The organism is Geodermatophilus sp. URMC 64 (assembly GCF_053502555.1).
This window is the reverse complement of sequence record NZ_CP199955.1, coordinates 1,718,225-1,732,759: the sequence shown is the minus strand read 5'-3', so window position 1 is coordinate 1,732,759 and position 14,535 is coordinate 1,718,225. Positions and strand designations below refer to the sequence as shown.

Here is a 14,535-nt window from a genome sequence, read left to right as displayed (position 1 = left end):
AGAATGACATGCCTATCCGTGCGGATGATTCCCATGGACGCACGAAAGCCTCGATACGTCGACACTCGTAGACTAGACTCCCCGTTTAACTGGGCCCCCCAGGATCTCCAAGATGTTCCAGCTGAAGTGGCAGCTTTGATCACTTCCGCGCTATCGCAAAGCTGACCGTGGACGAGCTCGCTGTCTGCGGAATAGAGCCTAATCTCCAGCGAACGACGACATGCAGCAGACTGCAAGAACGACCATTCTGGCGAGTTCAGCCACTCCGGAAGCCAAATCGGCACTACGTCTACCCACTTTGCCTCGGCCAGGTATTCGGCCCATGGGAATGAGAGGCGATCGTGCGTGACGTCGACCAGTCCACTCGCCTGAACCCGGTCAGCGACACCGAAATGGCGCAAGATGTCCTGCACAAAAGACCGCTTGACAAAGGCCTCGTATATAACGCTCAACAGCCCCACCGAGCCCAGCATCGAAGCCACGCCTGTCCAGAGTGTTTGATAGGGGACGTAGCTTTGGTGCGCTCCGATCACAAAAAGGATTGCCGCTAAGACGAGAAGCGCCCCGCCAACAACATAAGAGCGAGCCAAGAAGCCCGGGAATGTCAAGCGACCTTGCCGCGGAGGCTGCCGTGGGCCGGTCACGTGATGAAACCTAGCTCGGCTGAAGCGGTGCCACCATGACTCGGGCCGGTGCCTGGGTCCCACCTGTCCACGGCGGGCTCCGTCAACAGCGAGCGCGACTGGCTGACGGCCCACGGTCCACGTCCTAGGGATGTCGCGTATCTACTCTTCTGGCTGTGAGCCGGCCAGCAAGCGAATACACGCCAGCAGAGCGCACGTCTCTGCCCGACACTGGCCAGATCGCTGTCGTGCGCGGCTCCACATGGGCGGTGACGGACGTCCGCGTACAGGGCCTGCCGCGCAGCGGTGCGGACGACGCCGCGACTGGTCTTCAACACGCCGTCAGCCTCCAGTCATTGGAGGAGGACCGACTCGGCGAGGAGCTCACCGTCGTCTGGGAGTTGGAGCCGGGCCGCTCCCTCCGCGCCGAGACCGGCCTGCCCGGCACGATCGACCCGACCCTCTTCGACGCACCCACGCGCCTGGCAGCCTTCATCGATGCCCTGCGCTGGGGTGCGATCACATCGGCCGACTCGCAGGTCGTCCAGGCACCGTTCCGCAGTGGCGCCAACATCGAGGCCTACCAGCTCGAGCCCCTGCGCCGCGCGCTTCGCGAGACGCGCGCAAATCTGCTCCTCGCTGACGACGTCGGCCTGGGCAAGACGATCGAGGCCGGACTCGTCGCTCAGGAGCTCTTCCTTCGCCATCGGGCACGTACGGCGATCATCGTCTGCCCGGCCGGGCTAGCCCTGAAGTGGCAGGACGAGATGATCCAGAAGTTCGGCCTCGACTTCACGGTCATCAACTCCGAGACGATGCGCGAGGTGCGGCGCAGCCACGGGCTGCACGCCAACCCGTTCACGCTCTTCCCGCGGGTCATCGTCTCGATGTCATGGCTCCCCGGCCAGCGCGCCCAGCGCCTCCTGCGCGCCGTCTACGCCCAGACCGCGAGGCGCGAAGGAGCCCGCCGCTTCGCCTACGACATCCTCATCGTCGACGAGGCGCACCACGTCGCCCCGTCGAGCCCGCAGCGCGTCGACAAGCTCAACATCACCCGCCGCGGCTACGCCGTCGACTCACAGCGGACCCACGCCGTCCGCGAACTCGCCGAGAAGTGCGAGCACCGACTCTTCCTCAGCGCCACCCCGCACAACGGCTACGTCGAGTCGTTCACGGCCCTGCTGGAGATGATCGACCCGCAGCGCTTCGTCCGCGGTTCCCACATCGACCGCTCGGCGCTCCGCGAGGTGGCGGTTCGACGCCTCAAGCGCGACCTAAAGGAGGCAAAGGGCTTCCAGGAGCGGCAGGTCACCGCGCTGCCGTTCGAGCCGACCGCCTCCGAGGGAGAGGCCTACGAGCGGCTCCTCGCCTTCACGAACCGGCGCGACAAGGCCCTGGCGAAAGGCGACGGCGCTGCCAAGCAGGCACGGGACATGGCGACGCTGCTGCTGAAGAAGCGCTTCTTCTCCTCCCCCGTCGCCTTCGCCAAGACGGTCGACGTCTACCTCCAGACACGCCTGCGGGGAGTCGACACCGACCTGACCGGTGACTACGACGACGTCCTGGGCGTCGACGCCGACGACCTCGAGGAAGGCAGGTCCGACCAGACGGAGCTGCTCACCCTCGCAGGCACCCGGAGGAAGCTCCCGCCCCTCACGGACGACGACGTCGACGACCTTCGCTGGCTGAGCAGCTGGGGGCACGACTTCGACGGCACCGTCGACTCCCGGCTCGCGGCGCTCGTCCGGCACCTCGACGGCGTCCTGCTCGCGGGCGAGCACTGGTTGGACGAGCGAATCGTCGTCTTCACTGAGTACGTCGACACGCTGACCTGGATTCGGGACAACCTCCTCCAGCACGGCTACGACGCCGAGCGGATCGCGATCATCGACGGATCCACTGACCCGGAACAGCGCGAGATCACCCGCGCCGAGTTCAACGAGCCACCGAGCAAGACGAGGGTCCGCATCCTGCTCGCCACCGACGCCGCCGGAGAAGGCATCGACCTGCAGGCGCACTGCCACCGGCTGTTCAACTACGACATCCCGTTCAACCCCAACCGGCTGGAGCAGCGCATCGGCCGGGTCGACCGCTACGGCCAGGATCACCAGCCCGAAATCCGGCACTTCCAGCCTGTCGACGGCCACTCCGGGCTGGCATCCGACGTGCACTTTCTGGCTCTCGTGGCGACGAAAATCGCCCGGGTGGAGCTCGACCTGGGTTCGGCGAACGAGATCATCGCCCCGGACATCCAGCGCAGGCTCGCCGGCTCCGTCATGGCCATTCGCTCGGAGAAGGACGGTCCTAAGGGCGACCGCGCGATCAACGAAATGCTCCTCGGGCAGCGACAGGTGAATGCAGAGCTGACCGCCCTCGAGACGCAGCTCCGAGAGGACCGCGAGAGCCTGCACCTGCGGCCGATGAACCTCCGTCGCGTGGTCGAGACCGCGCTCGAGCTCGACATGCAGCCCCCGTTGATCCCCACGCAGGTCGAAGCGGACGACGACGGCGTCTTCGGGCTCCCCGACCTCGCGCGTTCCTGGGAGCCTGTGACGCGGGGCCTCGGCAGCCGACTCGAGCCGGACCGGTTGCGGCCCATCACGTTCGACCAGGACCTCGCCCGGGGCACCAACGACGTCGTCCACGCGCACCTCGGTCACCCGCTGCTCCAGCGGTCAACGCGGTTGCTCCGGTCGGCCCTTTGGGGCGGCGAGTCCGACCTGAGCAGGGTCAGCGCCGTCGTGGTGCCAGGGCTCGACGAGTCGTTCGCCGCCGCAGTGGTCCGACTGGTCCTCGTCGGACGTGGTGGCACCCGTCTGCACGAGGAGGTCTTCCTGGCCGGTACACGCCTGGCCCGACGGCAGCAGGTCGGTGTTGAGAGGGCTGAGGACCTGCTGGCCCGAGCTCTGGACGGCGACGAGCTGACCGAGGCGCCGGAGGACGTGCGGAAGGGACTCGCCACGGCTTGGGACGACGACGCCGCGGGTCTGCGAGCCCGCGTGGAGGAGGCCATCCGTACGCGGGTCGAGAAGCGGACGCAGGAGGTCGAGGGCCGCCTGACGAAGCGGCGCGAGGAAGACCTCGCCCGCGTCGACGCCATCTTCGCTCGCTTCGGCCAGACGTTGCGCGAATCCATCGCCGAAGCGGAGAAGCTGCAGGAGGACGCAGAAGCGATGTTGTTCGACGTGGAGCAGCACCAGTCGGAGAGGGACCTGAGGCAGATGCGGGCACGGCTCGACGAGCTCGACGACGAGCGCCGCCGCGAGCGGGAGGCGGTCGAGACCCGGTACGAGAACGTCAAGCCGTGGCCCTTCCCCGCCGCGATTCTCTTCGCCATCAGCCCTGCTGACGCAGAGCGGGGGGTGTCGGTCCGATGAGACGTCGACCGCCGAGAGTGTCGCAGCTGCACCAGGACTGGCTGGCCCAGGTCGAGACGGACGGGCCGTTCCTGTCCCTCCCCGTGCTCAAGGACATCTGGCCCGATGGGATGGACCGGCTGAGCGACGTCGATGACCGTCTGGTCGCGTTCAAGGAGAACCACGCCGCCTGGGAGGCGGGGTTCGACCGTTCCCGGTCCGGATCGACGGAGGAGTACGGCCGCACCGTCGCTGCCTGGATCGACGTGGTCCTCGACGAGCTCGCCCTGTGGGGCCCTCATCGGGTTGCCACCGCGGACCTCCCGGGTGATCTGGTCGTCCGCTCCCCCGGTGAGATGATCGCGGTGCGTCCCGGCGGTGGGCTCGGTGGCCGGAACGGCGAGTTGGTGTGCCTGCTTCGTGTCGTGCCGCCGACCGAGAGCCTGCACGCGGCGGGTCTGGACGGCTGGTCGGCGAGCGAGGTCGACCGCATGGCCGCGCTGCTGCGCAAGGCCGACGTCGCCATCGGGGTGGTGACCGACGGCCGATGGTGGGCGCTCGTGTGGACCGGTGAGGGCACCACCACCGGCTCGGGCGTGGTAGACGCGCTCACCTGGCGCGAGGAGCCGCAGCTGCGCGATGCGTTCCTGACGCTGGTCCACGCCTCGACGCTGCGCCACAAGAACCCCGAGCGCCGGCTGCCGCGCCTGTTCGAGCGGAGCGTGCTCGAGGCGGAGGAGATCACCGAGGCGCTCGGCGTCCAGGTCCGCAAATCGGTCGAGCTGCTCGTCCAGTCCTTCTCCGAGGCCAGGCTCGCCGCGCGAGCCAAGGGGTCGGTCGACCCGCTGTGCGAGGACCCGGACGAGATCTACCAGGCCGCGGTCACGGTGATGATGCGGGTGGTCTTCCTGCTCTTCGCCGAAGAGCGCGGGATGCTTCCGACCCCGGAGCTGTACCAGGCCGCCTACGGGATCAGCGACCTGCTCGACGACCTGCAGGCTCGTGCGAGGCGGGAGGGTGAGGAGAACCTCGACCACTCCTCCGACGTCTGGCACCGGCTGCTCGCAGTCAGCACCGCCCTCTACGGCGGTGCCAATTTCGACGAGGTCCGGATGCCGGCCTACGGCGGATCGCTGTTCGACCCCCAGCGGTTCTCGTGGTTGGCGGCCGAGCGCCCCGACGGCGGCCTCCACCTCCGCGTGTCGGACCGCGTCATGCTGCACGTGCTCGAGTCGGTGCAGGTGGCCAAGGTCGGCGGCCAAGCACGCCGGATCTCGTTCCGGGACGTCGACGTCGAGCAGATCGGCTACATCTACGAAGGCCTGCTCGGCTACACCTGCCGTGAAGTTGATGCCGCCGTCCTCCTGGGGCTGGTCGGCAAGGACGGCGAAGAGCCCGAGATCGACCTTGACACCCTCGCCGACATCTACGACGACTCCACCGATGCGAAGGACTTCGCAGCCGGACTGACCGACTGGGTCAAGGAGACCCAGCCCGCGGCGAAGCTGGTCTCCGCAGCCAAGCTCGCCAAGCTCTACGACGCCGAGGTCGACGAGGCGGAGATGAACCGGCTGCTCAAGCCGGTCGCCGGTGACGATCCCGACCTGCTGGCCGCGCTGGTCGACTGGTCAAACTACATCCGCCGCGATCTACGCAACCTGCCCTACGTCATCCCCCGGGGTGGCCTGGTGGTCTCCGAGACCCATTCGCGCAAGAACGCAGGCGCCCACTACACCCCTCGGTCCCTGGCCGAGGAGGTCGTGCTCCACGCCCTGCAGCCGTTGGTCTACGAACCCGGCCCGCTGAAGACCAACGACGAAGACGCCTGGCGCCTGAATTCCAGCTCGGCCATCCTCGACCTCAAGGTCGCCGACATCGCCGCCGGCTCCGGCGCCTTCCTCGTCGCCGCCGCCCGCTACCTCGCTGACCGACTCGTCGAGGCCTGGACCGCCGAAAGCATCGTCGACGGAGACCACGTCGACGGCAGCCTCCGCACGCGAGCCATCCGAGAGGTCATCGCGCATTGCCTCTACGGCGCCGACATCAACGGCATGGCCGTCGAGATGTGCAAGCTCTCCCTCTGGCTGGTCTCCCTCGACCCGAGCAAGCCGTTCTCATTCGTCGACGACAAGATTTTTCACGGCAACTCACTGCTCGGCGTCACCGCGCTGAAGCAGCTCCGCTACCTGCACATCGCACCCGAGACAAAGACGTCCAGGCAGCTCAACGCCTTCGTCGATGCGGAGGCCGTGCTCGACGAGGTGATCCGCATCCGTCACCAACTGGCTACGACCGTCGACGAAGACGACCCCCAGCGCACGCGCAACGGCAAGCGGCGCCTGCTCGACCAGTCGGAGCACGTGACCGAAAAGCTTCACCTAATCGCCGACGGCATCGTCGCCACCGCGTTGCGCGTCGGTGGCAAACCAGGCGCTGCCCTGGACGACGCCTACACCGCCCTCGAAGGGGCCCTCATAAGGGCCTTCCCCGCCGATAGGTCCGCCGGCGACACCACCGCCCTCCACCGCATCATCGAGCAAGGGCTTACGCCCGCAGTTGCCACTGACTACACGCGTTGGCGGCCGCTCCACTGGGTTATCGAGGCCCCCGACGTCCTCCTGGAGCACGGCGGTTTCGACGCAATCATCGGCAACCCACCTTTCCTCGGCGGCAAGAAAATCACCGGTGCGTACGGTCACAACATCCGGGACCTGATGGTCAATCAAGTGTCCAATGGCGCCAGAGGAAACGCGGATCTCGTCGCATATTTCCTTCGACGAGCCGCCTCACTAGCCCGACCGAACTCCGGCCAGTTGGGCATTATTGCAACGAACACGGTGGCGCAGGGAGACACCCGTCGAGTCGGCCTGAGAGAGCTGGCGAATGGTGGATGGACGATACGTCGATCGATTCGGAGTCGCCCGTGGCCGGCACGCTCCGCCGCTCTTGAGTTCGCAGCCGTCTGGCTCACGCGGGCAGGAGTAGAGCAGGACGTGCTACTCAGCGCGGACGACGAGATGGCTACGACCATAACCACTCACCTCGAGCCGCAGGGGCGGGTCGCCGGCGACCCAGTTCGACTACGGGAAAATCAATCCTTCGCGTTCATCGGTTCTGTCTTGCTGGGCACCGGTTTCGTGCTGGATACCGCCGCTCGCCAAGAGCTGCTGACTGCCGACCTCAGGAATTCCGAAGTCATCAAGCCATACCTAAGCGGCGAGGATCTCAACTCTCGACCAACGACAGACGGGAGCCGATGGGTCATCGACTTCTCCGGACTCACGCTGGACCAGGCTGAGGCCTACCGGGCACCTATGCAGCGAGTCAAGGAGCTCGTTCTACCCGAGCGACAGAAGAGCAATCGACAAATCTACCGTGATAGATGGTGGACTTTCGCCGAGACCGTGCCCGGCCTCTACCGAGCAATTGAGGGCAAGCAATACGTCCTTGGTATCGCCCAGGTAAGCAGAACGGTGATGCCGGTGCGGATCAGGAACCACGGCGTGATCAGCATGATGGTCGTCGTCTTTGCGTCGGAGTCCTTCGCAGATCTCGCCGTCCTCTCCTCGGCCATGCACCAGACGTGGGTCATCAAGTACGGCTCAGGCATGAAAAATGACCCTCGATACACCCCCTCGGACGTCTTCGAAACGTTCCCCCGCCCCCACAACACCGACCATCTCGAGGAGGTGGGCCAGCGTCTGGACGAGGTACGGCGCGAGATTATGCTTCGGCGAGGCATGGGGCTCACAGCTACGTATACGAAAGTAAACTCGCCGGCGGTGACAAATGATGCGGACATCAGTCTTTTGCGCGAGCTGCACGTGGAAGTGGATAAAGCGACAATAGAGGCCTACGGCTGGAATGACCTCGACCTCATTCATGACTTTCAAACCTACCGGAAAATGGAAAGGTTCACCGTCAGTCCGGCGATTCGAGTAGAAATTCTCGATCGGCTGCTTGAGGAAAATCACAAGCGTGCCGCAATTGAGGGCCAATCGGCCCACAATCAGGGGGGGCTCTTCTGATGTCCGACTCGTCTTCGACAATCGTTCGTGCGGAGTTAGTCGAAATCATAGAGAATGAGCTCCTAGGGCCAAGGGGTGAGCCTGACGAGGAGATTCCGACGAGCCCCCGGGCCATGTACGCCGTCGGGGGACTCGCACCCGTCACCATCGATCCCGCGCTAGCCCGCCTTCATTTCAATGCCGATGAGGCCGAGGCTCAAGGAGCCGATGGGGCGCCATTTCAGGCGATCAGCGAAGTCGACCCCGACCATCTAGGTCAGCAAGGTGTCCCCGTACCGACCGACGAGGACGTCGCGACCGCAGAGTCGGATGATGAGGAGGACACCGGTCCCAAGGGTTCCCTGACGCATCCGTCCTCGATGGGGCTGCGGTTGCAGGTGCCGTCCGATCTCGGCACGCTCGTCGTGACGGCGTCCTGGGGCCGGTACGAGAGCTTCCAGCGTCTGAATGAGGAAACGGGACGCAAGCGGACCTGGTTTCGGCGGACGCCCGTCGAGGTCGTGCAGGAGCTACACATCGCCGGCACAACCGCCCGGCGGAACGAGGTCTACGAGCTCGATCAGGACGTCAGCCTCCGGGTCGAGATCTTCCCGGTGGGCGACCGCCTCATTGTCGAGCTGGCTTTGAGTAATGACCGGGTGACGGGAGTCGACGCACCGCCCGGCGACTGGCTGTTCCAGACGGAGCTCAGCGTCGAGGCGACGGATGGTTCCGCCTGCTTCCTGCCGAGTCGCGATGTCTGCGAGCCGGGGTACCGGGAGGACAATCCAGAACGGCGCCGCCTCGATCTGCAGTACAAGCACAAGCTGGAGTACGCGGTCGGCCGAACCTGCTCCGTCACCTGGGACGAAGCCGCCCAGCGACGGTCGACCAAGGTCTGCACGACATGGTTGCCGACGGGCGACGTCCCGCAGACGGTCGCGGGCGAGGCCGGCGAGACGGTGACTTCAATGCGCCTGCTAGCCGAGATCGAGGCCAGCGGCGTCCGTGACGCTTTGCAGCCCATGGTCGCGGGCTACAAGGCGTGGCTCGACAATGATCAGCAGAGCTTGGCCGCTGGTCTTCCCGACCACCTGAAGAAGACGGCGTCCGAGGCGATCGGTGACGCACGCATCGCGGCATCCAGGCTGGGAGCCGGCCTCGCGCTCCTCGAGAGCGACCCGAACACGCTGACGGCATTTCGGTTCATGAACCGAGCCATGCGCGATCAGCGCGTCCGCTCTCAGGTCGCCGCCAAGAGAGCCGCCAAAGCTGGTGTCACCGTCGAGCAGGCGATCACCGAGGTGGAGGAAGACGGCGACAGGGCCGCCTCGTGGCGACCGTTCCAGCTGGCCTTCATCTTGATGCAGCTGCCGGCGCTCGTGGACCCGACCGATCCCTACCGCAGCGGCGACGACGCCCGCGTCGAACTCCTCTTCTTCCCCACCGGTGGCGGTAAGACGGAGGCCTATCTCGGTCTGGCGGCCTTCACGTTCGCGATCCGGCGGCTCCAGGGAACCGTCCAAGGCAGTGACGGAGAGCTCGACAGCGGTGACGGCGTCGCCGTCCTCATGCGCTACACCCTTCGCCTGCTGACGTCTCAGCAGTTCCAGCGCGCCGCAGCACTCGTCTGCGCCGCCGAGCTGATCCGCCAGGAGGACGAGACGACCTGGGGCTCGGAGCCTTTCCGCATCGGCCTCTGGGTCGGTAGCAGCGTCAGTCCCAAACGCTTCACCGAGGCACAGGAGCAAATCAAGTCAGTCAAGAACGATGACTCTGGTCGCGCGTACGGCCTGACGGTTCTGCAGATCAAACGCTGCCCGTGGTGCGGCACCTTGATCGACCCGAAGCTCGACGTCGAGGCGGTGGTCACAACTCAGCGCATCCACGTCTACTGCGGTGACCGCGAGGACGAAGGATGCCCCTTCTCGGAGCGAGGACCGGGCGACGAAGGGCTGCCCATTCTCACCGTCGACGAGGAGATCTACCGGCACCCGCCGACGTTCCTCCTCGCTACGGTCGACAAGTTCGCAAGGCTGGCGCGCGAGGGCGAGGCGGCGAGCCTCTTCGGCTACGTCGACGAACGGTGCGAGCGCCACGGCTACCGCCACCCAGATGCCCGCGGCGACTTCTGCAAGGGGCAGAAGCACAACGCCATCACCAAGGGCGGCGTCGCCTACCCTGCCGTGGTCGTCAGGCCGGTGTCGCGTCTACGGCCGCCGGACCTGATCATCCAAGACGAGCTGCACCTGATCACCGGAGCGCTCGGCACGGCGGTCGGCGTCTTCGAGAACGTCATCGACGTCCTCTGCTCCTGGTCCCGCGACGGGGGGGCGGTCCTCCCGCTGATCGTCGCGTCGACGGCGACGGTCCGGAAGGCCGAGGAGCAAGTCCGCAACCTGTACGGACGCGGCGTCGACGTCTTCCCACCCCAAGTACTCGATGTCCGGCACACCTACTTCTCGCAGGAGCTGAAGGTGACCCCGGGCCAGCCCGGGCGGAAGTACCTCGGGGTCTGCGCACACGGCATCCGCCTCACCCTGGCCGAGATCCGCATCGCCGAGGTCCTTCTGCTTGCCGGGCAGAAGCTGCTCGACGAGCATGGCAAGGCAGCCGACCCGTACATGACCTCGGTCGCCTACTTCAGCGCGACGCGCGAGCTGGCCGGAATGCGCCGGTACCTCGACGACGACGTCACCACACGTGTGTCGGCGAAGACGGAGCCGTTCCCCCGTCGGACGACGGACTTCTCGCGTCTTGCCATCGGCGAGCTGACCTCCCGGATCTCGTCATCCGAGATCGGCGCGACGCTGGACAAGCTCGCCCTTGAATTCGACCCGGACCGATGGAGCACCACGGGTAAGGCGACGTTCACGAAGGCGATGCAGGACGGAAAGGTGAAGGGCGCCTTCGACCAGCGGCCATACGACTTCGTGCTCGCCACCTCAATGCTGCAGGTCGGTGTCGACGTCCCGCGCCTCGGCCTGATGTTGGTTGTAGGTCAGCCGAAGAACACCGCGGAGTACATCCAGGCGTCCTCCCGCGTCGGACGCGACAAGGACAAGCCTGGCCTGGTGGTATCGCTAGCCAATTGGGCGCGACCGCGCGACATGGCTCATTTCGAGCAGTTCCGGCACTACCACGAGACCTTCTACGCCCAGGTAGAGGCACTCAGCGTCACCCCGTTCTCAGAGGCCGCGCTCGAGCGTGGGCTGATGGGCGTGCTGGTCAGCGCAGCTCGGGTGATGGACGTCGGTCGGACCAACTCCCTCTCCCCGGAACTCGGAGCCGGCCGGATCCTCGACGAGGCGCAGCGCGTCGACGAGGTCATTGATCGTCTGACCGAACGCGCGTCACGCGCCTATCTGGAGCCCGACTTCGACGAGCGGGTCCGGGCAAAGCTCATCCAGCGCAGGGACCGTTGGTTCGGCCGAGCCAAGGAAGAGTCCGGCGGGCTGGTGTACGAGCGCTCCACCGACAAGACGCAGGTGACTCGCCCCCTCTTGATCAGTCCGGAAGTACGGACCACCACCCCTGCCGAGAAGGTCTTCGTCGTCGCCAACTCGATGCGCGAAGTGCAGCCGGAGATCAATCTGCTCGTCAGCCCGAGCGCGGACCGGCTGGCCGCGAAGGAGCCCGTCGACGCGCCGTCCTGGGACTTCACACCCCCCGCCGAGGAGGACGCATGACAGCCGTGTCGGACGGCGCGACGGAGATTCCCCACCTCTCCCCGGGCTCCCCGGAGCCGATGCTGGCGAGCGTCCAGCAGGAGCTCGACCCGATCGCCGACGTCGAGACCAACAAGCCGAAGAACCGGGCCAAGGTCGGCGCCGTCCGTCCGTCTGCGTTGCTCTACACGCAAGGCATCGGCTCGACGGTCGATCTGCCGCACCTGTCCGTGATGCCGCACGGGCTAGACGACTGGGAACGCATCTACCGTCGGCGACCGACGCCTCCCGAGACGATCGTCGAGCCGCGTCTCCTGCAAGTTGTCCAGGCACACCTTGGCAAGACGGTGCAAGAGCTTCGCAAGCCGCCGTGGGCATCCGCCGAGATCGGGCAGAAGGACTCGGCGACGGACCTCGGCATCCCAGGGCGGATCTTCCCGCAATGGCTGCGGTGCACCGGCTGCGGGCTGCTCGCTCAGGTATCGGACGGCGTCAGCTTCGAGTACCGGAACACCAACCCTTACCGACCCGATCAAGCAGAGTTCTTCCACCCCGGGTGCACTGGATGGTCCGAAAGCGGCGCCGTGAAGCGGAAGCCCACAAACCGTACCGCGGTCCCCGCTCGCTACCTCATCGCCTGCCAGAAGGGGCACCTCGACGAGTTCCCCTACGTCGCCTGGGTGCACCGCGGCGAGAAGTGCCCCTCCGGGAAGCCACGCCCGAAGCTCCGCATGCGGGAGTGGAAGAGCAACATCGGTCCCGACGTCCAGATCATCTGCCAGGCCTGCAAGCAGAAGCGCGGCATGCTTGAGGCCACCGCCCGCGGGGCCGACACGAAGCTCCCCCGCTGTCGCGGGCGGCACCCGCACCTCGATGCGTTCTTCAAGTGCCAGGAGCAAGGGCGGCTCATGCTCCTCGGCGCTGCAAACCAGTGGTTCTCCAACACGGTGGGCGCACTGTCCCTGCCGCGGGAGGACCAGACCTCGGCGTCCGAGCTCGCTCCGGCGATCGCGTCACTACCGAAGCCAGTCCTGGCTGCGGTTCCGGGCCCCGAGAGCATGGGGCTGTTCAAGCAGTTGGCCGCGCTGAACGGCCTGCCGGGGCTGGACGACGTCGACGACGCCGTCCTCTGGGACGCCTTCCAGATCGCGACGGGCCAGACAGCCGAGGCCGAGGATGCGGACCGTGCGGCCACTCGTCGCGACCCTAGAACCCTGCTGGCACCCGAGTGGACGGTTCTGAGCAACCGCGCGAAGTTCACCAAGTACAGCGGTGGCCCGGACTTCAAGGCGGAATCTCGTCCGGTGCCCGAGGCGCTGGTGCCTTTGGTGACCGGCGTCGTCGCCGTCGAGCGCCTCAAGAAGGTCAACGCCTTCATCGGGTTCACCCGCATCGACGCCTTCGACCGGATCGACGACGCGTCGGATCGCGTTGCGCCGCTGACCCGCAACGGTTCGCCCAGCTGGGTGCCCGCGACGGAAGACCGCGGTGAAGGCGTCTTCATCCAGTTCGACGAGGACCGCGTGGGTCAGTGGGAGGCCGAGGTGCTGACGCGGCCGGTCTGGCAGCGTTACCGCGACGCGCACCGGCTGAACTTCCTGCGCCGGACAAGCAAGACAGCGGCGGAGATCGAGCCGGACGAGCGATTCCCGGGCCCTCGTTACTGGGCACTCCACACGCTGTCGCACCTGCTGATCCGAGAGATGGCCATGTCGAGCGGCTACGGCTCGGCCAGCCTGACCGAGCGCATCTTCGCCTGGCCGGGGAACGGCGACGTCCCTCCGGCAGCTGGACTACTCATCAGCACGACGTCCTCCGACAGCGAAGGAACGCTGGGTGGACTGGTAGAGCTGGCCAAGCCGGACAAACTTGAGAAGGTGGTCCTGGACGCGCTCCGCCGAGGTACGCGGTGCTCTTCGGATCCGATCTGCTCGCACCGGGCGCCGCGGGGAAAGGAGGACTTCCTCCACGGAGCGGCGTGCCACTTCTGCCTCTTCGTGAGCGAGACGAGCTGCGAGCGGACCAACCGCTTCCTGGACCGGCGCATGGTCCTCGATCTCACGGTCGACGACAGTGTTGCCACGCCGGGACTCTTGTCCAGCCTGATCCCGGAAGGCAGCTGGTGACGGCTGCTGCGGAACTCGGCGCTCTCGTCACCAAGGACGAAGCTCGACGACTCAAGGCGAACCTCGCACTCGGTCACGGCATGCTGCACCAGGCGATGGGCGGCATTCACCCGTCCCGGCGGCCGTCGATCCAGGGGCGTCTGGAAGCAGTCCTCGCCGAGCTCGGCGGGAACGTCGACGCTCTGTCGGTCGTGCTGGATGCACTCAGCGGAGTCGTCCAGGAGGCACGGCCTCAATTGGTCTGGACCTCGCCGAGCCTGCCCAACAGCGAGGGCCACACGACACTCGCCGTCTCGGCCCTCATCAACCAGGCGCAGACGTACGTCTACGCCGCCACCTACTCCGCGGGGCTTGGCTCTGCCTATGTGACAGCACTACGGGCGGCGCTCGAACGCGGCGTGAAGGTGACCCTGGTCGTCGACCGGACGAAGCAAGGACAGATCGCCGCAACGCTCGCTGCGAAGTTGGACGGCGCCCGGATCTGGACGTTACGCGAGCCCGTGGACGGTGAGTGGGCGGTGCAGCACGCCAAACTCGTCATGATCGACGGCCTAGCTGCTTTGGTGACCAGCGCCAACTTCTCGACGGCAGCCGCCGAGAGCAATCTCGAGTGCGGGGTTCTCCTCCGGGATGCGCTGATCGCCGGCTCCATCAAGTCGCACCTCGATCGGCTCCGCGAGGCGGAGTACCTGGTGGACTACGCCAGCTGACCGAGCGTGTGGACGACGCGTCGGGCAGCACGGCTCGTGCGACGC

Annotated in this window: 5 protein-coding genes; all 5 read left to right on the top strand. The window is 66.3% G+C overall.

Annotated features, from left to right (window positions below):
• The first annotated feature begins 799 nt into the window (after positions 1 to 799).
• The 5 genes from drmD to drmC are packed head-to-tail and all read left to right on the top strand — an operon-like array spanning position 800 to position 14,490.
• On the top strand, positions 800 to 4,000 hold the full coding sequence (gene drmD, locus ACWIYF_RS08560) for a DISARM system SNF2-like helicase DrmD (RefSeq protein WP_448627698.1): 3,201 nt from the start codon (positions 800 to 802) through the stop codon (positions 3,998 to 4,000).
• Positions 4,001 to 4,017: 17 nt separating this feature from the next.
• Positions 4,018 to 8,007, top strand: a complete 3,990-nt coding sequence (locus ACWIYF_RS08555) for an Eco57I restriction-modification methylase domain-containing protein (protein WP_448627697.1) — start codon at positions 4,018 to 4,020, stop codon at positions 8,005 to 8,007.
• Entirely contained in the window at positions 8,007 to 11,675 is a 3,669-nt protein-coding gene (drmA, locus tag ACWIYF_RS08550; protein WP_448627696.1) for a DISARM system helicase DrmA, read from the top strand. The genes ACWIYF_RS08555 and drmA overlap by 1 nt, the downstream gene beginning before the upstream one ends.
• A complete protein-coding gene (gene drmB / locus ACWIYF_RS08545; RefSeq protein WP_448627695.1) occupies positions 11,672 to 13,780 on the top strand; it encodes a DrmB family protein in 2,109 nt (702 codons plus the stop codon). The genes drmA and drmB overlap by 4 nt, the downstream gene beginning before the upstream one ends.
• Entirely contained in the window at positions 13,777 to 14,490 is a 714-nt protein-coding gene (gene drmC, locus ACWIYF_RS08540) for a DISARM system phospholipase D-like protein DrmC (protein WP_448627694.1), read from the top strand. The genes drmB and drmC overlap by 4 nt, the downstream gene beginning before the upstream one ends.
• The last annotated feature ends 45 nt before the right edge of the window (positions 14,491 to 14,535 follow it).

Bases quoted from the DNA above. Each gene is read 5' to 3' on its own strand.
- drmA (WP_448627696.1), top strand. From the start codon at position 8,007: ATGTCCGACTCGTCTTCGACAATCGTTCGTGCGGAGTTAGTCGAAATC.
- drmB (WP_448627695.1), top strand. From the start codon at position 11,672: ATGACAGCCGTGTCGGACGGCGCGACGGAGATTCCCCACCTCTCCCCG.